The organism is Labrys miyagiensis (genome assembly GCF_030160835.1).
Taxonomy (GTDB): Bacteria; Pseudomonadota; Alphaproteobacteria; order Rhizobiales; family Labraceae; genus Labrys; species Labrys miyagiensis.
In genome coordinates this window covers 79,284-97,523 of the sequence record NZ_BSPC01000075.1, presented here as the reverse complement: position 1 = coordinate 97,523, position 18,240 = coordinate 79,284, and the positions used below count along the sequence as shown (strand labels likewise).

Below are 18,240 nucleotides of genomic sequence, written 5' to 3'. Positions count from 1 at the left end.
GCTCTCAATGACTTGCATGGGGCGCATTTCAGCCGTCAATCCTGATTGGGTTTTGACCCCTGGAGCAAAGCGCGTTTAGGCGCAAACGCCGCTTTGCTCTAACTCTTTGTTTCGACGCGTCTTTGCGATTCTTGCCGAGTCCGTCAAATCGCAAAACGCTTTAGGTGACGTAATGCGATCTCTAGCGCCTGGATACGGGACGGGACGGGACGTACTCCTATGTTGTAGTCCGTCCCGTCCTGCTCCGCCCCTCCGTATTCTGGGAGATCAAGGTCGCGCCGTGCATCCCATCGCCGCCGGCTTTATCGTCTTCGTCATGCTCGGGCTTCTTCTGTCTCCGCTTGTCGGCGATCGCGTCTGCAGCGATGGCTGGCATTCCTACTCGATTGGATGCCAAGGGGCCTGTTCCCATCACGGCGAAGTAGACCGTTAAGAGCGCTCTTCTCCAAGGCCTGTACGAGATTGCATAGGCGGGACGGGACGGGGCGACGATACAGGGGTAAGGCCGTCCCGTCCCGCTTCGGTCTCGTCAGGAGAGCAGGTCCTCCTCATCCTCGCGCCGGCACAGCCAGATGATGCCGCCTCCATCCGTTTCGAGGAACTTGATCATGCCCTGCGCAATCAGGGCCGTTTCGCCCGCGTTGAAGCGTTTGCGCCGGGCCTCCTGCTTTCGGGTCTCATCATCGCTGTCGCTTGGCCAGGCGGCATAGAAAGCCTCCCGAATGGCTTCCCGGCTGACCGCGACAACAGCAGGCCCTTCATGCCCAAAGGGACGCGCGACTGCGCCTTGATCGCCGACCACGTCACGGAAGGCCGCCAGATAGGCCGTCGCAGCCGGCGAGAGCTTGAGGATATGGGGGAGGTCTCGATGCGCCCCCTCCGCTCCCGCCTCCACCCAGCACGACGTCACCGCCTCGCCCTCCTCGTCCCACGCGCCCTCCAGCGTTATGGGCTGGAGCTCGAAGCCGCGTTTCCAGCCCTGCTCGCCGTCGCGGTACTTGGTCAGGGCAATACGGCGGTTCCGCACCTTGCCGTCGGCCTCGATCTCGGCCAGCACGGCCAAGATGGCGTCGGCCGAGCCGGTGAAGCCGGAGGAGCCGCGCACGCCGGTCTCGCTGGCCTTGCCGTAATGGGCAATGCCGAGCACCAGCGCCCCCGTCTCGCGCGCCAGCTTCTGCATGGCCTGCATGTGGCGGGTGGCTTCCGCAGCATCGTTCTCGTCGCGGAAGCCGAAGGCGGCGGCGATGGTGTCGATGATCACCAGCGACAGCGGCAGGCCGTGGCGGGCCTTGAGCTCGGCCGCCTCCTCCTTGACGTGGGCGAGCGCCTCGGCGAAGCGACGGGAATCGGCGAGGCCCTCCACCGCCCACCAGCTCACCGGCAGGCGCTGGGGCGCCTCCGGTCCCAGCCGGCCGGCACGCATGGCGTCGAGCCGGCGCTCAAGGCTCGCCATCGCCTCGCCGGCCAGATAGATGGTGGCGCCCTGGCGCAGCACCTTGCGGCCGAAGAAGGCGCTGCCCTCGGCCAGCGCGCCGGCGAGGTCCAGCGCCACGAAGGTCTTCCCCGCGCGCGACTGGCCGGCGAGCAGCGCCGCCCCGGTGACCGGCAGCAGGCCCTTCACAAGCTCGGGGCCAGGCCTGGGGTTGGCCGGATCGCCATGGCGGTAGATGCGGTGGCGGCGGGCCGTCTTGATGTCGATGACCTCGCTCATGCCGCGTCTCCCACCAGGATGCGCGGCGCCGGGCGCGCCAGAAGGCGGGCGAGATCGCGGGCATGGGCGGCGTCCTCGGCGCCGAGCGAGCCGCAATCGGCGAGATGGCCGGCGGCCTTGACGGCATCGAGGATGACGACGCCGCGCCTTCCCGACTTCAGCCAGCCGAGCGGCGTGCGCCACACCGGCAGCGTCGCGCCGAGATAGCGCGGCTCCGTGACATTCTGCGCGCCCAACAGCGCCGCGCGGCCAAGCCAGCGATAGCGGGCGTCGCTACGCGGGTTCCAGGCCAGCATGTCCTCCGGCTCGCCTTCGAGATCGCGGCACAGGAAGATCAGCGCGCCCTCGCCCTCCTCGTCGCCGCGAAAGCTGGTGTCGAAATAGCTGCCCGAGGGCCGGATGGTGGCGTCATGCACGCCATCGCCCATCTCGCAATCGAACAGGGCGACGCCCTGGCGCATCAGCCAGGCGAGCCCCGCGCCGGAGAGGGCGTGTCGGGTGTTGAAACAATGCCGGATCTCCTCCGGCATGATGGTAAGCGCCTCGCGCGGCCAGAACGCCTGACCGCGCGAGATAGAGGCCCCCGCCTTGGGGGGCCGGACGTTGAACATGGATTGCTCCTGCGAAGCCTTGAAGGGTCGCGCCGGCGGCGTAATGCAGGGTGCAGGGGGCAGGATCAGGGCCACGGCCGGGCGCGAAGGCAGAGTGCCCGATTCGCGGGGACGCGGGCAAGTGCAGGGCGTTGGGGTGCGGGGGGCAATCGCTTCGGGTTGACAAGACACGAAAGAGGATGGGGTGCCGTGCAGCCTGATTCGTCATTGCGAGCGAGGCGAAGCAATCCAGGGGTTGAAGGGCGGTGTCCATTGCCCCTGGATTGCTTCGCTACGCTCGCAAGGACGGCGGGCAAAGCGCCCCGTTAACCTCAAGCGATTACCCTGGGTTGGGCCCCGACAAGGCCGTATCTCGATACCTCCACAAAAAGGAAGCATCGTGTCACGATAACAATCCTGACGCGCGGCCGACAGCAGCGAGGTCCCCGATGTCCCAAGCCGTTTCCATCCGGACGGCCTTGTTTTCCTATGCGTTGCCGATCGCCTGCCTGGCGCTGGCCCTCGCCTTCCGATCGGGCGTTCTGTCGATCGACCGGAGCGGAACGGCCGTTCTGGTCGCCTTGAACGCCGTGGCGATCGGCCTCGTCCTGGCGACGGTCTTCGCGGCTCTGGCGCATGCCGAGGCGATCGCCCATCGCGTCGGCGAGCCCTTCGGGACGCTCGTCCTCACCTTCGCGGTCACCACCATCGAGGTCTCGATCATCGTCTCGATGATGCTTCACGGCGAGAACAATCCGACCCTGGCGCGGGAATCTGTGTTCTCCACCGTGATGATCGTCTGCACGGGCGTCGTCGGCATCTGCCTGACGCTCGGCGGCTGGAAGCACGCGCGCCAGGATATCAGGAGACAGGGAACCAGCGCCTTTCTCTCCGTTCTCATCGGGCTGACCGTGATGACGATGGTCCTGCCCGATTATACGCTCTCGACGGGGCCGGGAACCTTCTCGCCGATCCAGCTGGCCTTCGTCAGCCTGCTCTCCGTGCTGCTCTATGGCAGCTTCGTCTTCGCGCAGAGCTTCGCGCAGAAGGAGGATTTCGCCGACGAGCGGCCTTCCGGACCTGCGGCCAGCGTCCATCATGCCGCTCCGAAGGGCATGGCTCGACATCTGGTCCTCCTGCTCGTCGGGCTGGGTGGCATCGTCCTGCTGACGGAACAGGTTGCGGCAGGGGTCGAGGACGGGCTTTCCTACCTCGAGGTCATGCAGTCGGATGCGATCGTGGGCGCTTTCATTGCCCTGGTCATCCTGCTGCCGGAGGCCATCTCGGCGATCAAGGCCTCGCTCAAGAACGAACTGCAGCGCGGCTTGAACATTGCCCTGGGTTCGGCCTGCGCCACCATCGGCATGACCATCCCGGCGGTGGCGGCGGCAAGCCTGGTCACCGGCCGTTCCCTCACCCTCGGCCTCAATCCAGGCGACACGGTCCTGCTCCTCCTCGCCCTCGCCATGAGCGTGGTGAGTTTCGGCACCGGGCGCACGACCATTCTCACGGGCCTGGCCCATCTCGTCATCTTCGTGGCCTATGTGCTCCTGATCGTGGTGCCTTAGAGTGAATATCAGCAGCTCCCATCATCTCGGCCTGGCAAGAAGAGCGGCCGGTAATTCGGCTGGGCGAGATGTGACGTTTGAGAAGAAGCGCGCCGTCGAAGTCCCCTCGCCCCGTTTACGGGGAGAGGATAGAGGTGAGGGGCAGCACAGCGTTTTAAGATTGGCATTCTCTGAGACGCGGCAATCTGGTTGGCGCGCATCATCGCTGCATATCTTGTTGATTCACTAGAAAAATCTCATCTTGCTAGAGTCGCGCGGCCCCTCACCTCTATCCTCTCCCCGTAAGAACGGGGCGAGGGGGCGCAAGCGGCGCGCCTCATTCTGCGATGCCTCATCTCGCCCAATCGTGGAGCGTGTTCCGTCCAGTACTGAGACGTGTGAATCGTATAGCCAGGAAGCCGAGGAGAGACGGGCTTCGCGCTTACGACGCCAGTCTGCCGGAAGCGGCCTCGCACTGTTCCTCAGCTCCCAGCCGCGCCCTGCCCGCCTCGCTGAGCGCCACCTTGGTGCGCTGCGTCCGCGCCTGGCGTTCCACCACGTCGAGCCAGACGCCGCCGTCCGCAAGCTGGTTCACCGCGCGGATCACCAGCGCGTGCTCCACCTCGAACAGTTTGGCGAGGCTGCGCGTGTCGTCGGCGATGCCGAGGGTCACCGCCGCCAGGATCACGCCGTCGAGGGGCGTCAGGGCCGGGTCAAGCCGCCGGATCGCCTCGATTGCCGCCAGCAGCTCGCTATCCTCCGCGCTCATGCCGCCACGCGGCGCTTCACCGAGACCAGCACGGATTTCGAGGTCGGCGTGTCGCTTTCGGCGCCGGCGCTTGACAGCGGCACCAGCACATTGGCTTCCGGATAATAGCCGGCGATGGAGCCGCGCGGGATATCATAGGCCACGAGGCGAAAGTCCTCGGCGACGCGGCTGACGCCGTCATCATGCTCGCCGATGATATCGACCCGCTCGCCGGCCGTTGCGCCGAGGGCGGCGATGTCGTCGGGGTGGATGAAGATCACTCGGCGCTCGCCCTTGATGCCGCGATAGCGGTCGTCGAGACCGTAGATGGTGGTGTTGTACTGGTCGTGCGAGCGGAAGGTCTGCAGCGCGAAGAGGCCGTCGCGCCCGAGCGCCTGCTGGTGCACGGTTGCCAGCGGCAGCGGCACGGCCGAGAAAGCGGCGCGGCCCGTCGGCGTGTTCCATTCGCGCTCGGCGGCGGCGTTGCGCAGATGGAAGCCGCGCGGCTTGCGCACCCGCCTGTTGTAGTCCTCGAAGCCGGGGATGGTGCGGGCGATCGCGTCGCGGATGAGGTCGTGGTCGTCGGCGAGCGCGGCCCAATTCACCTTGTCCGAGCCGACGGTGGCGGCGGCGATGCCGGCCACGATGGCGACTTCCGAGCGCAGTTCCTTCGAGGCCGACGGATTGATGCCGCCCGAGCCGTGCACCATGCTCATCGAATCCTCGACCGTGACGATCTGGATCTTGCCGGCGCTGTTGCGGTCGACCTCGGTGCGGCCGAGGCAGGGCAACAGATAGGCCGCGCGGCCCGGCATCAGATGCGAATGGTTGAGCTTGGTGGCGATGTGGACGGTGAGGTCGCAGGCCCTGAGCGCCTTCTCCACCAAAGGCGAGTCAGGGGTGGCGCGGGCAAAATTGCCGCCAAGCCCGATGAAAGCCCTGGCGCTGCCTTCCAGCATGGCGCCGATGGCGGCGAGCACATTGTGGCCGCTGGCGCGCGGCGGCTCGAAGTCGAACTCGCGGGCGAGCGCATCGAGGAAGGCGGCCGGCGGCTTCTCGTTGATGCCGACGGTGCGGTCGCCCTGCACGTTGGAGTGCCCGCGCACCGGGCACAGGCCCGCGCCGGGACGGCCGACATGGCCGCGCAGGAACATGAAATTGGCGATCTCGCGGATGGTCGCCACCGAATGGTGGTGCTGCGTCACGCCCATCGCCCAGGTGCAGATCACGCTCTTCGCACCGAGATAGATGTCGGCGGCAGCCTCGATCTCGACCTGCGTCAGGCCTGACTGGTGCTCGATCTCGTCCCAGGTGGTGGCGTCGACGGCGGCGCGCCAGGCGGCGAGGCCATCGGTGTGCTCGGCGATGAAGGCTTCGTCCAGCAGGCTGGGACGGCCGGCGGCGCGTTCGGCCTCGTCGCGGGCGAACACGGTCTTGGCCATGCCGCGGAAGGCGGCCATGTCACCGCCGAGACGCGGGCGGAAATAGTCGCTGGCGATCGTCTTCGAGCCGCCGCGCAGCATTTCAAGCTTGTCCTGCGGATCGGCGAAGCGTTCGAGGCCGCGCTCACGCACCGGGTTGAACACCACGACGCGCGCCCCGCGCTCGGCTGCGCGGCGCAGATCCCCGAGCATGCGCGGATGGTTGGTGCCGGGGTTCTGGCCGACCACAAAGATGGCGTCCGCCTGTTCGAAATCCTCGAGCAGCACCGTGCCCTTGCCGACGCCGATGGCCTGGCGCAGGGCGACGCCGCTGGCCTCGTGACACATGTTCGAGCAGTCCGGGAAATTGTTGGTGCCGTAGAGCCGCACGAAGAGCTGGTAGAGGAAGGCGGCCTCGTTGCTGGCCCGGCCGGAGGTGTAGAACTCGGCCTGGTTGGGATCGGCCAGGGCGTTGAGCTGCGCGCCGATCTCGCGGAAGGCCTGCGCCCAGGAGATCGCCTCGTAGCGATCGGTCGAGGCGTCATAGCGCATCGGATGGGTCAGGCGGCCCTGCCCCTCCAGCTCATAGTCCGACCACAGGCGCAACTCGCCGAGGCGGTGCTTCTGGAAGAACACCGGCGTGGTGCGCTTGTCGGTCGATTCCCAGGCCACGGCCTTGACGCCGTTCTCGCAGAATTCGAAGGAGGAGCCGTGCTCCGGGTCGCCCCAGGCGCAGCCCGGGCAATCGAAGCCGTCGGGCTGGTTCGCCTTCAGCATCGCCCGCGCGCTCACTAAGGGCGAGCCGCTCGCCATCAGATGCCGGCCGCAACTCTTGAGCGCCCCCCAGCCCCCGGCGGCCGCCTTGCTGACTTTGGTCTTGACGTCGTCGGACATGGGAACTCGCGGGCTGGAAAACTGGCCCTCGCGAAATATGGGTTGTGGCGGCGATTATCAAATCGAAATGTTCTATCGGCCGATAGAGTTTTCAAGTCTGGCAAGTAATACCGGCACGAAAGTGCATATCTGGAAGATATACAAACTGCACTGCAGGATGCGCTTTTGATCATCGAGCACAAGAACATATCGCTATAAGCGGAGAGGCGCTCGGATAGGACATCACTTGCCTCTTTTGCAGGCAGAAATTCTACGAAATCACGTAGATCTGCATAATCCGCATGGCGGCTCGGCGCTCTGCTCATGGCAGTAAAGAGCGCGGCGTGAGCCTCCCCCACGAAGCTGGGGGAGGCTTAGGTCGCGCCTACCCCCCGCCGCCCCTCCGCCGCCATCGTCACCAGACACACCGCCGTCAGCCCCGCCATCGCCACATGCCCCAGCGCCATCGGCACCACCGTCCCGTTGAACATCTGGCCGATCAGGATGCCGATGGCCGCGCCCGGCACCATCTGCAGGAAGCCCTGGGTGGAGGCCGCCGTGCCGGCGACCTCGCCGAGCGGCTCCATGGCCAGCGCCCCGAAATTCGACAGGATCATGCTGAAGACCAGGAACTGCGCGGCGCTGAGCGCGAAGAACAGCGCCAGAGGCAGCGCCTGCAAAAGGCCGGCGGCGAGCATCACCAGCGCGGCCGCGCTGAACACCGCCAGCGCGACCCAGGAGAGCTTGCGCATGCCGAAGCGGTTGACCAGTTGCGCATTCACCACGCCGCCCAGCGCCGAGCATATCGCCCCGCCGGCGAAGAACACCGGGAACAGCGTCGTGACGCCGAAGACATCGCGATAGATCTGCTGGGATGAGTTGAGGAAGCCCATCAGCGCCCCGAACAGCGCCGCCATGCCGATGATATAGGCCAGCGACACGCGGTTGGCGAAGACGATGCCGAAGCCTTCGAGCACGGCGCGCAGGCTCAGTGGGCGCCGGTGCTCGGGCTGCAGCGTCTCGGGCAGGCGCCACCAGACCCAGGCGATGATGATGAGCCCGAGCGCGGCCATGAAGCCGAACAGGCCGCGCCAGTCCATCACCGTCATCAGGCCCTGGCCGAGCGAGGGGGCGAGGATGGGCGAGAGCATCAGCACGGTGAACACCAGCGACATGATCTTCGCCATCTCGTTGCCGGCGAAGACGTCGCGCACCAGCGCGGTGGCGATCACGGCCGAGGCCGCCGCCCCGCCGCCCTGCACCAGGCGCAGCGCAATCAGTGCACTGAAATTGGTGGTGAAGAAGGCGCACAATGCCGCCAGGCAATAGACCGCAAGGCCGACGAGTAACGGCCCGCGCCGGCCGAAGCGGTCCGACAGCGGCCCGAACACGAGCTGCAGCAGGCCGAAGCCGAGCAGATAGGCCGGGATCACCAATTGCCGCTTGTTGGGATCGGCCTCCCCGAGGCTGGCGCCGATCTGCTGCAGGCCGGGCAGCATGATGTCGATCGCGAAGGCGTTGATGGCGACGAGGCCAGCCACCAGCACGATGAACTCCTTGCGCCCCAGTCTGCCCACCACGGGCGCGCGGCTGGTCGTATCGGTCATGACGGATTTCCTATGATGGGATGTCATAGGATGATTCCGGGTCGTGATGGTAGGGCTTCGGGACGAACGCCAAGCGGGGGCAAGCGCCCTCCCTCCCCAGCCTCCCGGCTGTCGGATTCACACATCTCCGCCGTCAAGAAGAGGCGCGGGTTATCCTTCCCCGACTGCGGGGAAGGTGGCTGAGCGAAGCGAAGTCGGAAGGGGTAGGGTGGCGCCTGCCTGGCCCAAAAACCGACTCTGTCGCGTCGCTCTCCCCCTTCCGTCACCGCTACGCGGCGACACCTTCCCCGAAGCCGGGGAAGGATGACCCGCGCCCCTTACTGCGACGCGTGAATTCGACAGCCAGCTTCGTGGGTAAGGAGTCTACGTCGCGTGCTCTCCTTAGAGAGCCCCTCGCCTGAGGTGCCGAAAAGGTTGGCGGATAGCCGCTTGTATGATGGGGACAAACTACCCGATCCATGCTGGTGACGTGACACGCCGAAGGCTCAGTTCACTTGCACTGATGTAGCCCCCAATTGCATCCCCGTCACCGCCGGAACTCTTGCAAACGTCAGACCTTGTTGGTGAACCAGACCGTCGGCGTTCCCACGACACCACCGCTTTGCATCGCCGTTCTCAGCTCATCGAGCTTGGTGAAGGCCTGAGCGGCCTCGAGTGTCGCGAAATCGTGGGTCACGGTGACGTCGTTGGGATCATCGAGGGCTTGATAGACCGCCTCCGCCGTTACGCCATTGGCCTGCTGGAAATCGGCAAAGGCGTCATAGACTTTACGCCAACTCGCATAATCCGAAACTGCGTGCCTTACGAACAAGGTCGTCATCAGAACCTCCCTCACTTTTTCACTTGTTGCCGGGGTCGAATTCGCGGTCTGGCAGCAAGGTTCGGCGCTGGGACCGCCTGCCATGCCGCAAATGCCCCTCCTGACGCGCCTATGGCGCGGTAGTCACGATCCAGCGGCCTAGAGCGATTTACTTTCAGATCGAAGCACCAGGAATCGCAAAATGCTTTTGATACCAGTGAGTTAATTTCGAAATCCGCTCCTACCTGAACACATTTTGCTCTAGGCCTGGACCGCCTCCACGATGCTCACCGCGGAATGGGTCGGAATCACCCGCGTGAGACGGAAGCCGGCTTTGGCGAGCAGAGGACGGTATTCCTCCTCCGTGCGCTCCTGGCCGCCGGGCAGCACGAGCATCACCATGTCGAGCAGCTTGCCGAAATGGGGCGTGTCCCCGGCGGGCAGCACCATCTCGACGAGCAGGAGGCGTCCCTCCGGCTTCATGGCCTTGCGAACCCGGGCGAGGATGGCGAGGCACTGCGCCTCGTTCCAGTCGTGGATGATGTGGGACAGGACATAGGCGTCGGCGCCAGCAGGGACTGTCTCGAAGAAATCGCCGGCCTCGATGGTCACGCGGTCGGCCACGCCCCTCGCTTCGAGCAAGGCCGTTGCATCGCCCACCACATAGGGCCTGTCGAACAGGATGCCGCGCGGGCCCTGATGCCGTGCCAGGATGGCAGCGAGCAGATTGCCGGTGGCGCCGCCGACATCGACGACGGTGTGGAAGGCCGAAAAGTCATAGGCCTCGGCGACGGCCGGCGGCTCCTGGCCGTGAACCCCCACCATCGTCTCGCTGAACAGGGAGGCGGCTTCCGGATGCCGGGAGAGGTATTCGAACGCCGGCATGCCCTGGGTCTTCTCGAACCCCGTCTTGCCGGTCTGGATCGAGTAGACGATCTCGTCGAAGGCACCGCCGAACCACGGGCTCCCGATGGTGAGGATCGAGGCCCGCGCCGAACCCGGCGCACCGGTCTTCAGCGCCTCTCCGAGATCCGTCAGGGCGAACCTTTGCCCGGGACGCTCGGACAGAACGCCGAGGCCGGCCAGGCAGCGCATGAAGCGGTGAAGCGAGGGCGCATGGGCGCCGAGCGGGCCGGCCAGTTCCTCGGCGCTGCGGGGGCCCGCGGCCAGATGATCGGCCAGATCCAGCTTTGCCGCCGCATAGATCACGCTGGAGACCCAGTGGCCCGTCACCATCTGGATCAACTGGACATGCGCAGGCGGCGCCTCGCTTGCGGGACTGTCGGGGATCGAGGACGGCTCTTTGGTTGAAGACAGCTCAATCGTATCGTCCATAGGGTACTCTCCAGAGTGGCCTGCGATGGACTAAACCGCGAGTTGTGATAGCACGACAGGACCCCGCCCGGCACGATATCCATTGCGGTTTGATGATACCCCTAAGGGGGAGGTGGGTTTGACTCCATTTCCCCGGCTCGGGGCGCATGTTCCTGTTCGGCGGTCTCAGCCAACTCGTCTTCAAGCGAGCATACGCCGTGGGCCTGCCGGCAGAACCTGGCCACCGGGATCGCGCTTGCGGGCCTGGCCGTTCTGGGGACCTTTTTTCATGGCCGATCACTGGTTTGCCGATTCCACGATCAACTTGATCGAGGACGTGCTGGGCTTCGGTGGCTTCGGCATAACCGCCCTGACCGTGATCGCGGTTGGCCCATGGCCAGAGAAACGCTTTCCGCCTTAGGAAGCGCAGAAGGCGGGCCGCTAGTTCCAAGCCTTGCGGGCTTCACCTCGATCACCAGCGATAGCTGCGGTCAAACCCGATATCCACCCCGCTCGGCGGTGACACCACCCCCCGGATCGCGGCGCGCTCCTGAGTGGTGAGATCCAGCATCTCGAGCTGGTCGTCGAGCAGGATCGGCGCCGATATCGCGGCAGGGATGACGGCCAGCGCCTTGCTTTTGCCCGTGTCGACGAAGAACGGGCTTTCATTCTTCCCGAGGATGCCCGCCGCCTTGCGTATCTTGCCATCGAGCGAATAGCGATATTTCACAGTGGTATTCAGCCAGGTCCGGGTCTGTCCCAGCACATCGACGATAACCGGTTTCATCGTCGAAGGCACCGCCACCGCCCGCTTCAGGGCGCCCGTCCGCAGCACCATGACGAGACCTCCGAATGCGGCGGCCACGAAGAGGCCGAGAAATCCAAGAAAGGTGAGGACACGGTCGGTCATGTTTTCGACGCCCAATTGCAGCGTCAGCAGCTTCGGATCGTCGAGCGAGCGCACGACGCCGGTCTCATAATCACCAGCAAGGAAATCAACGAACGTCATGCTGACCCTGCTTTGCGCCCCGTCCGCGGTGGTGATGGTGGCGGCGCAATCGGTCAGGATGGCCTTGTAGGTCCGGCACCGCGCGTTCGAGATCTCCGCATCCGAGGCGACCTCGTAATGCTGGCTGATCCGATAGTCCCGCCAGAGATCCTCGGCCTGCCACCACCACACCACACCGGCCAGCACCAGCCCGGCGAGGACAGCGCTCCATCCGGTAGCGCGGCTGGCACCGAGGCGGTTCACGCTCAAGGGACGGGAGGGAAAAGCGCCGAGTACATCCATGATGCGCAGCCCAGAATGGAATTCCGCTCTGTTCTATCGCTTGGCGGTGGGGGAGTCACCCAGACGAGCCGGCTGAGACGTTGTCGGGTCCCCGACCAATGGAGAGGATGCAAAAATGCGCTTCTTTCTGCAGATAGCGGTCTGTGGTCTTTACGTTCTTTCACCCGTGGCCGCTTCTGCCGATTGCCTCGCCGATTTCAATGCGATCATTCACAATAATCTCAATGTCGGCCCGTATGAAGCAGACGGTCTCATCCAGCTCGCCGATAGCGCCAGCGGGGCAAAGGCAGACATAACCATGCTGACGCAGGTCGCGCTGCCGGGCTCCACCGCCCTGCAGCGGCTGGTGTTCCAGGGTGAAGCGCTGCGGGGCGCGGTGGAATTTCATCCGGCTTTCGATGTGGTTTAGGGCCGTGGCTTCCCCCTCCTTCCTGCTCACTGGCATCGCGAAGCCGCGCCGAGTATAGTGCGTTGTCTGTGAGGTCGGAAGGCAGCATGATCCCTTACGGAAGCTTTGTGGTTCCCCGCATCCGGCTGAAGGGCGCCGGCCTTGCGATTGCGATTGCCCTGGCCTGCGGCGGGATGGTGCTTGCGCCCGCCGTCCGGGCTGACGAGATGACCTGCAATGGCGTCAAGCGCGCGCTGGTCTCGGCCAATCTCGGCCTGATGCGCATCGAACGCGGGCCGCTGCCGGTGGCGCCGGAGCAGGCGGCGATGGCCATCGGCCAGATGACGGCGCTCGAGAACATCGCCTCCATCACCTGCAGCCCGGTCGAGGCCGACAAGATCTTCGTCGTGGTGAATCCGCGCGTCGATGGCCTGCAGCGCCTGCTGCCGGTGGCGCCCGCGGGTGCCGATGACACGTCTACCCCGGATCAGAGCGCCGAAGCCCCGCCAGCGAACGCAACCGCCAGCGCCTCCGCCCCGCCCACGCCGCCGGGCAGGCCGGCCGCCGCCGACCACCCCGAGTCCCGGCAACACGCCGTCAATCCCGCCAGTTGCACCCGCGTCTATTACATGAAGGGCAATCACCGCATGTGGCGCTGCAAGCGGTAAGCTGGAGCGTCACCCTGGGAGCGCGTCCCTGGGAGCGCGGACATCTTGTCCGCTCTTGAAGCGGTGAGTTCGGGGGGTTTACTAAGCTTGGGTCAAAGGTCGTTCCTGTCTTTGGGCGTGACCTCACGGATAGGCCACGCTCCATCCTTCGGCGGCGCGGTTCCAGAGCGGACGAGACGTCCGCGCTCCCAGTTGCGCTCCCGGCTACTTCCCCGATACGAAATAGAAATCCTCCGGCGGCAGGGAGCCGTAGACGAACGGTTCCTGCTGGTTGCCGGTTTCGTCCATCACGTCCTGGCGCACGAAGCGGAAGATCTTGTTGATCTCCAGGCCCGGTTCCACCACGCGCCTGGCAAAGGCGAGCGCGAAGGGGCTGTCGGCGCCGTTGCCGTCGAGGGCGGTGGTGCCCTCCTTGGCGGCATAGGCCACCAGCGTGGCGTTGGCCGGCTCGACGCGCGAGAGGCCCCTGTCGATGGCGCGGCGGGCCGAGGCGAGCTTCATCTGCACCACGAAGGGGTTGTTGCGGCAGGCATCGAGCACCACCAGGCGCAGCTTGTGCGCACCCTGGATGGCACTCAGCAGGCGGTCGAGCGACACGGCCTCGTCCGGCACGTCGCGGTCGCTGACAAGACGCGCGTCCACCGGGATCAAGTAATTGGCGCCGTCGACCTCGATGCCGTGCCCGGCATAATAGATGATCGCCCAGTCGGCGCCGTCCGCCTTGTCGGCGAAGTCGCGCAGCGCCGCCACCATGGCGCCGCGATCGAGGTCATGGGCGACGGTGACGTCCTGCACACCCGCCTGGCGCAGGGCGGCGCCGACCAGGTCGGCATCCCCGGCGGGATTGGGCAGGTGCGCCACCGCCTGGTAGGCGGAATTGCCGATCACCAGCGCCACGCGCCGCCCGGGGCTCGCCACGGCCCCCGGTGTACCGGCGTCCTGCGGCTTTGCGGGTGTGGTTTTGGCGGGCGTGGTACTCGCCTGCTGCTGGGCCACCAGGCTCGCCTCGATCTGGCCGATGCGCGAGGCCGCCCCCGCCCTATCGGCAGGCGGGTAAAGCCCGATCGACACCTGGAAATCGTCTTCCGCCTTGGCCTTGTTGCCGATGGCCAGATAGGATTCCCCGCAGGCGAACCAGGCATCCGGCAGATCGGGCTTGAGCTTGATGCCCTTCTCGCAATCGGCGATGGCGGCGGCGTAATCGCGCCTGGAATTATAGGCGAAGCTGCGGCCGACATAGGAATAGACGGCGTTGGGCAGCAAGGCGATGGCTTTGTCGTAATTGGCGATGGCGCGGTCGTAATCGCCCTTGGCGTTGTAGGCCTGGCCGGTGGCGTGAAGGGCATTGGCATCCTCGGGCCGGAGCTCCAGCACCTTGGCATAGTCGGCGATCGCCGGATCGAACTCGCCCTGCGCCAGATAGGCATTGCCGCGCAGGAGATAGGCGTTGGCGGTCTCGTTGCGGTTGCGCCCGCCCTTCTCGATGATCGCTGTGCAGGCCTGCAAGGCGAGCCGGGGATTGGCGTTCTGGGCGCAATCGCGCTGCGTGCTTGCCTGCACCGGGAGAGCAGCCGCCATCAAGACGAGGCAGGCGACAGGCACAAGCCATCTGAGCATCGGTCTGGCTCCGGCGGGATCGGAGGATTTGCAGGCTGGGATTTCAACGAGAGCCTAGCACGACAAAGAGCTAGCACAAGCAGTGGTGGGCTGCTGTGACGAAGGGCACGGGTGGAGCCTTCTTTGCCGTTAAGAAATAATCCGCGAAGACCCCCAGCCGGCAACGGTGCCGCGGTTCGACTTTGTCCGGCATCCCCTATCTCACCGTTACCGCGACGTCGTAGAACTGGTAGCGGCTGGTGTTTTCCAGCACCGTGGCATGCGACACCCAGGAGACGGTGAAATGGTCGGCGCCGCTGAAAGTCCCCGCCGATTGGTAGACCACCCAGGGCATGTCGACATTGGTGCCCGCGCAGACGCCGAAGGAGGCCGGCAGCTTGACATTCACCGTCGCAATGCTGGCCGTGCCATGCTGCGGCTGCTGCTCGATCCTGACGTTCTGGACGGGATAGATGGCGCAGGTTTCGCGTGTCCAGGCGAACAGCGGCTCCATCGGCGTCGCCTTGCCGCGCGCGGCGCTGCGGGTCATGCCGCCTGCCGATGCTGGCCCCACAAGAGCAAGCGCCATCGCCGCAGCGCTAGCCACGAGAAGCCCAAAGACAGATACGCGCGTCATGATTGCCATCCTAAAAAGGTGGCGCCATCCGAGCATAAGCTACGTTTTCGCCAATAATGAACTGCAGGCTGACGCAATGTTTTATAGATTTCCATTTAGGAAACTGAGAAGACCGCAAGCACAGGTTGCGATGGCTGCCGGCCCGCCCCCACGGGCACGCGCTCCGGCTGACAAGCGGCCCTGTCTCGTGGAGAGGACCCCATGAACGTCACACCCCTCGCCCTTTCCGGCCTGCTGCTCGTGGCCATCGCCGGCGGCCCGCCACCCACCGGTCCCGCCGCTTTTGCGGGCACCTATGGCGGCTCGTTGTGGAGCAGCGGCCGGGACACGCCGAGCACCACCACGCTGGAGGCAGCAGGTGGTTTATTGACCGGCCGTTACAGCTTCGAGGATCTCGACGGCAGCACGGCCACCGGCAGGCTCGACGCCTGCCGCATCGAGGGCCTGACGGTGACCTGCCTCTGGCACGACAGCTACGGCACCGGCCCGCTCGGCATGAATTTCGATCCCAGCCACTGCAGCTTCAAAGGCGAATGGGCCGCCAGCATCGTCGCCCGGGACTGGGCGCCTATTGGAATGGCAGCAAGGCCTGCGCACCGGTAGCCAAGGGCGGCGTAGGGAAAGACGAGACATTATAGGAGCGGTACAGCCAGTTCCGCCGGCACCTTCTTGCAGCATCGCATGGAAGCTGCGCATGACAGTTGTGAGGCAGCGCGGGACTTTTATCGTACAGGCACGGAAACGCTCTCCATGACCAGGACCGATCTCGCCGACATCTACCGGGGCTACATCGCCTGCCTGAACGCGCAGGACTGGCCGAGGCTGGGCCAGTTCGTCGACGAGAAGGCGCAGCACAACGACCGCCCGCTCGGCCTGGCGGGCTATCGGGCGATGCTGGAACAGGATTTCCGCGATATCCCCGACCTTCATTTCAACATCCGGCTGCTGACCTCGGATCCGCCCTATATCGCGTGCCGGCTGGCGTTCGACTGCAGCCCAAGGGGCATCTTTCTCGGCCTTCCCGTGAATGGGAAGAAAGTCTGCTTCAGCGAGAATGTCTTCTACGAATTTCGCGCCGGAAAGATCGTGCAGGTGTGGTCGGTCATCGACAAGGCCGCCATCGAGGCGCAGCTTTAGCATGAGGGTTCGCTGGCTCACGCCTGTGCATGAGACGCTTGGCCCCTTCCCTGCGCGGTTGCATCATGATTAGGTCGCGCCCCACGCATCAGGGGGCCTGTCGATGTCCATGTCCATTCCGCCATCCATCCGCAGCCGCCGTCTGGCCATGCTCTCATCCCTCGCCTTCGTGGCCCTGCTCCCCGCCCCTGCGCTTGCCCAGACGGTGACCGACAAGGCCGTACTGCTGTTCCGCGATGCGTGCCTGGCCACCGCGCCCTCCTTCGACAAGGCGATGGCGGCGGCGAAGAAATATGGCGTGAAGCCGCAGATGGACCTCGGCGCCAGCGTGGTCGGCATGGCGGCGGACGGCTCCTTTTCCCTGCAGGTGCGCGGCAAGAAGGAATGCGCCGTCACCGCCGAGGCCAACCCGGGGCCGGAGGTCGCAGCCCAATTCGCCAGCCTGGTGGCTCAGGTTTCCGGCAAGCCGGCGGCGGGCCTGAGCACAGGCGCACCCGTCACTATCACCCTGCACGGCCAGACCTATGTGGTCAGGCACGACCGCAAGGGCGGCGAGGCCTATGTAATCGTGAACGCCTCGGGGCTGTGAGGGCGTACGCGAGCATGGCGGCGGGCGGTTGAAGACCGATTGGTCCAGAATAGGCGAACCCCCGCGCACCTGTCATTCGGTGCGCGGGAGCCGTCCTACACCAGCATCGTGAGATTCCGCGCCTTCGCCCAGCGGGCGAGGAGCTCGCGCTCCCCGGGCATGGCGAGGCGGTTGGCGAAGCCCCGGATCTGCACGGCGCGGTTCTGGCCATCGAGCTCGATGGTCAGCATGCGCTCCAGGCCTCCCTGCGCCTTGCGCCGGCGCAGGGACCAGATGGAGGCGTTGCCGGCCGCGCATTTGAAGGCGTAGCTCGACACGCAATGGCGCATCGCCCCGCTCTCGGCCACCAGATCGGCCGCCGTGCGTAGCTGCACCACCATCACTTCCTCCTTCTTGAAGCGCGCTTCCTTGGCCGGCAGCTGCCAGAACCAGTCCTGCAGCCGCACCCCGTCCCACTGGCTGGCATCGACCAGCCGCGGGGCGGGAGCAAAGCCACGGGCCCGACGCTGGGCCAGCCGGACCTGCTCGGCCTGACGGCGCATGATGGCCTCGACCCGACGGATCTCCGCTAGTTCGCGGTGCCATGCATGCATCTGCCGACGCAGCGAGACCGGCGTGCGCCCCTTCAGGCTGTAGGCCGGATCCTCGCCGTGCCGCGCCGCCAGGAAATCGCAGAGATCGTCGATCTCCTCGAGCGGCGCCGGATGCACGCAGAAGAAGCGCGCCACCTCGCGCCAGAAGGCGAAGGCGTTGCGCAGCATACGCGCGATCTTCGAACGGGCGATGCGCAGCGCCAGGCCGACATCATCCGTGTAGGAACGCGCCACCGCCTGCCAGAGCGCCTCGTTGAAGGAAAGATCGCCCGGCGGGTTGAGGAAGAGGTGCACCTCCTTGCGCGACAGCCAATTGCTCGCATAGGCCTTGTAGAGCGAGCCGCCCTGCGCCACCGCGATGTACCAACGCTTGCGCTCGGCAATCTCGGCGGTCGTCAGGCCCGTGCCCTCCTCCTGCCAGATCCGCTCCAGCGGGGCCGGCACGGGATAGCGGGCAAAGAGATGGCGGGCCGCCGCCAGCCGCAGGCGCGCCAGGTCGCGCGTTTTCAGCTGCGGATGCCAGTCACCGGGATCGCGGATAATGCTGGAACTGAAGCCACGCTCGGCCTCCGCGAGGGCGAGCCGCAGGTTCTGCCCATGCCTTGCCTGCGGCCTCGCCCGCCGCAGCGTGGCGCGGTGGGCTTCATCGATACGTGCGCGCTCGGCCTCTCGCACGCGCTGGATATTGAAACGGGCCATTGTCGTTGGGCCTGAAAGAAGATCGGAACGCC

General features: G+C 65.6%; 18 protein-coding genes. 7 read left to right on the top strand and 11 right to left on the bottom strand.

The annotated features are described in order from the left end of the window. Positions 1-529: 529 nt before the first annotated feature. Together QQL24_RS32470 and QQL24_RS32465 are read right to left on the bottom strand one after the other, a co-directional pair. Positions 530-1,711 carry an AAA family ATPase gene (locus QQL24_RS32470; RefSeq protein ID WP_284316460.1) on the bottom strand — a complete coding sequence of 394 codons (1,182 nt, stop codon included), beginning with the start codon at positions 1,709-1,711 and terminating at the stop codon, positions 530-532. Next, on the bottom strand, positions 1,708-2,322 hold the full coding sequence (locus QQL24_RS32465; protein ID WP_284316459.1) for a hypothetical protein: 615 nt from the start codon (positions 2,320-2,322) through the stop codon (positions 1,708-1,710). Before QQL24_RS32465 ends, QQL24_RS32470 begins: the two co-directional genes overlap by 4 nt. Before the next feature lie 428 nt (positions 2,323-2,750). Between QQL24_RS32465 and QQL24_RS32460 the strand changes: the two genes are divergently transcribed. Beyond that, positions 2,751-3,869, top strand: a complete 1,119-nt coding sequence (locus tag QQL24_RS32460; protein WP_284316458.1) for a calcium:cation antiporter — start codon at positions 2,751-2,753, stop codon at positions 3,867-3,869. A gap of 421 nt (positions 3,870-4,290) precedes the next feature. Here QQL24_RS32460 and QQL24_RS32455 read toward each other — a convergent pair whose 3' ends face one another. The 5 genes from QQL24_RS32455 to QQL24_RS32435 all read right to left on the bottom strand — a co-directional run bounded on the left by QQL24_RS32455 (position 4,291) and on the right by QQL24_RS32435 (position 10,631). Next, the gene (locus QQL24_RS32455) at positions 4,291-4,617 is read right to left on the bottom strand and encodes a hypothetical protein (RefSeq protein WP_284316457.1); all 327 of its coding nucleotides are present in this window, start codon (positions 4,615-4,617) and stop codon (positions 4,291-4,293) included. Further along, positions 4,614-6,911 carry an FdhF/YdeP family oxidoreductase gene (locus QQL24_RS32450; RefSeq protein WP_284316456.1) on the bottom strand — a complete coding sequence of 766 codons (2,298 nt, stop codon included), beginning with the start codon at positions 6,909-6,911 and terminating at the stop codon, positions 4,614-4,616. The genes QQL24_RS32455 and QQL24_RS32450 overlap by 4 nt, the downstream gene beginning before the upstream one ends. Before the next feature lie 353 nt (positions 6,912-7,264). After that, complete coding sequence (locus QQL24_RS32445) at positions 7,265-8,497, bottom strand: multidrug effflux MFS transporter (protein ID WP_284316455.1); 1,233 nt, start codon at positions 8,495-8,497, stop codon at positions 7,265-7,267. 550 nt (positions 8,498-9,047) lie between these two features. After that, on the bottom strand, positions 9,048-9,317 hold the full coding sequence (locus tag QQL24_RS32440) for a cyclase (RefSeq protein ID WP_284316454.1): 270 nt from the start codon (positions 9,315-9,317) through the stop codon (positions 9,048-9,050). Between the two features lie 240 nt (positions 9,318-9,557). Next, complete coding sequence (locus QQL24_RS32435; RefSeq protein WP_284316453.1) at positions 9,558-10,631, bottom strand: methyltransferase; 1,074 nt, start codon at positions 10,629-10,631, stop codon at positions 9,558-9,560. A gap of 268 nt (positions 10,632-10,899) precedes the next feature. Between QQL24_RS32435 and QQL24_RS32430 the strand changes: the two genes are divergently transcribed. Next, a complete protein-coding gene (locus QQL24_RS32430; RefSeq protein ID WP_284316452.1) occupies positions 10,900-11,031 on the top strand; it encodes a hypothetical protein in 132 nt (43 codons plus the stop codon). Positions 11,032-11,082: 51 nt separating this feature from the next. On the opposite strand, the gene QQL24_RS32425 is transcribed toward QQL24_RS32430, so the two are convergent. Further along, the gene (locus QQL24_RS32425) at positions 11,083-11,901 is read right to left on the bottom strand and encodes a hypothetical protein (RefSeq protein WP_284316451.1); all 819 of its coding nucleotides are present in this window, start codon (positions 11,899-11,901) and stop codon (positions 11,083-11,085) included. A 115-nt stretch (positions 11,902-12,016) separates the two neighbouring features. On the opposite strand from QQL24_RS32425, the gene QQL24_RS32420 reads away from it, so the two are divergent. Together QQL24_RS32420 and QQL24_RS32415 are read left to right on the top strand one after the other, a co-directional pair. Then, positions 12,017-12,310 carry a hypothetical protein gene (locus QQL24_RS32420; RefSeq protein ID WP_284316450.1) on the top strand — a complete coding sequence of 98 codons (294 nt, stop codon included), beginning with the start codon at positions 12,017-12,019 and terminating at the stop codon, positions 12,308-12,310. A gap of 86 nt (positions 12,311-12,396) precedes the next feature. Then, positions 12,397-12,957: a hypothetical protein gene (locus QQL24_RS32415; protein WP_284316449.1), complete on the top strand. Its 561-nt coding sequence runs from the start codon at positions 12,397-12,399 to the stop codon at positions 12,955-12,957. A gap of 204 nt (positions 12,958-13,161) precedes the next feature. Here QQL24_RS32415 and QQL24_RS32410 read toward each other — a convergent pair whose 3' ends face one another. Beyond that, the gene (locus tag QQL24_RS32410) at positions 13,162-14,574 is read right to left on the bottom strand and encodes a caspase family protein (RefSeq protein WP_284316448.1); all 1,413 of its coding nucleotides are present in this window, start codon (positions 14,572-14,574) and stop codon (positions 13,162-13,164) included. Between the two features lie 196 nt (positions 14,575-14,770). Next, entirely contained in the window at positions 14,771-15,190 is a 420-nt protein-coding gene (locus QQL24_RS32405; protein WP_284316447.1) for a hypothetical protein, read from the bottom strand. A 201-nt stretch (positions 15,191-15,391) separates the two neighbouring features. Between QQL24_RS32405 and QQL24_RS32400 the strand changes: the two genes are divergently transcribed. The 3 genes from QQL24_RS32400 to QQL24_RS32390 all read left to right on the top strand — a co-directional run bounded on the left by QQL24_RS32400 (position 15,392) and on the right by QQL24_RS32390 (position 16,916). After that, positions 15,392-15,793, top strand: a complete 402-nt coding sequence (locus QQL24_RS32400; RefSeq protein WP_284316446.1) for a hypothetical protein — start codon at positions 15,392-15,394, stop codon at positions 15,791-15,793. 147 nt (positions 15,794-15,940) lie between these two features. Further along, complete coding sequence (locus tag QQL24_RS32395; RefSeq protein WP_284316445.1) at positions 15,941-16,327, top strand: ester cyclase; 387 nt, start codon at positions 15,941-15,943, stop codon at positions 16,325-16,327. 103 nt (positions 16,328-16,430) lie between these two features. Further along, positions 16,431-16,916 (top strand): hypothetical protein, encoded by a 486-nt coding sequence (locus QQL24_RS32390; protein ID WP_284316444.1) that lies wholly within the window; start codon positions 16,431-16,433, stop codon positions 16,914-16,916. 95 nt (positions 16,917-17,011) lie between these two features. Here QQL24_RS32390 and QQL24_RS32385 read toward each other — a convergent pair whose 3' ends face one another. Further along, entirely contained in the window at positions 17,012-18,208 is a 1,197-nt protein-coding gene (locus QQL24_RS32385; protein WP_284316443.1) for a PcfJ domain-containing protein, read from the bottom strand. Between the last annotated feature and the right edge of the window lie 32 nt (positions 18,209-18,240).

Coding starts and splice junctions, on each gene's coding strand:
- QQL24_RS32435 (WP_284316453.1), bottom strand. CDS start 10,631: ATGGACGATACGATTGAGCTGTCTTCAACCAAAGAGCCGTCCTCGATC.
- QQL24_RS32455 (WP_284316457.1), bottom strand. CDS start 4,617: ATGAGCGCGGAGGATAGCGAGCTGCTGGCGGCAATCGAGGCGATCCGG.
- QQL24_RS32430 (WP_284316452.1), top strand. CDS start 10,900: ATGGCCGATCACTGGTTTGCCGATTCCACGATCAACTTGATCGAGGAC.
- QQL24_RS32470 (WP_284316460.1), bottom strand. CDS start 1,711: ATGAGCGAGGTCATCGACATCAAGACGGCCCGCCGCCACCGCATCTAC.
- QQL24_RS32390 (WP_284316444.1), top strand. CDS start 16,431: ATGTCCATGTCCATTCCGCCATCCATCCGCAGCCGCCGTCTGGCCATG.
- QQL24_RS32465 (WP_284316459.1), bottom strand. CDS start 2,322: ATGTTCAACGTCCGGCCCCCCAAGGCGGGGGCCTCTATCTCGCGCGGT.
- QQL24_RS32460 (WP_284316458.1), top strand. CDS start 2,751: ATGTCCCAAGCCGTTTCCATCCGGACGGCCTTGTTTTCCTATGCGTTG.
- QQL24_RS32385 (WP_284316443.1), bottom strand. CDS start 18,208: ATGGCCCGTTTCAATATCCAGCGCGTGCGAGAGGCCGAGCGCGCACGT.
- QQL24_RS32445 (WP_284316455.1), bottom strand. CDS start 8,497: ATGACCGATACGACCAGCCGCGCGCCCGTGGTGGGCAGACTGGGGCGC.
- QQL24_RS32420 (WP_284316450.1), top strand. CDS start 12,017: ATGCGCTTCTTTCTGCAGATAGCGGTCTGTGGTCTTTACGTTCTTTCA.
- QQL24_RS32450 (WP_284316456.1), bottom strand. CDS start 6,911: ATGTCCGACGACGTCAAGACCAAAGTCAGCAAGGCGGCCGCCGGGGGC.
- QQL24_RS32405 (WP_284316447.1), bottom strand. CDS start 15,190: ATGACGCGCGTATCTGTCTTTGGGCTTCTCGTGGCTAGCGCTGCGGCG.
- QQL24_RS32415 (WP_284316449.1), top strand. CDS start 12,397: ATGATCCCTTACGGAAGCTTTGTGGTTCCCCGCATCCGGCTGAAGGGC.
- QQL24_RS32410 (WP_284316448.1), bottom strand. CDS start 14,574: ATGCTCAGATGGCTTGTGCCTGTCGCCTGCCTCGTCTTGATGGCGGCT.
- QQL24_RS32400 (WP_284316446.1), top strand. CDS start 15,392: ATGAACGTCACACCCCTCGCCCTTTCCGGCCTGCTGCTCGTGGCCATC.
- QQL24_RS32440 (WP_284316454.1), bottom strand. CDS start 9,317: ATGACGACCTTGTTCGTAAGGCACGCAGTTTCGGATTATGCGAGTTGG.
- QQL24_RS32425 (WP_284316451.1), bottom strand. CDS start 11,901: ATGGATGTACTCGGCGCTTTTCCCTCCCGTCCCTTGAGCGTGAACCGC.
- QQL24_RS32395 (WP_284316445.1), top strand. CDS start 15,941: ATGACCAGGACCGATCTCGCCGACATCTACCGGGGCTACATCGCCTGC.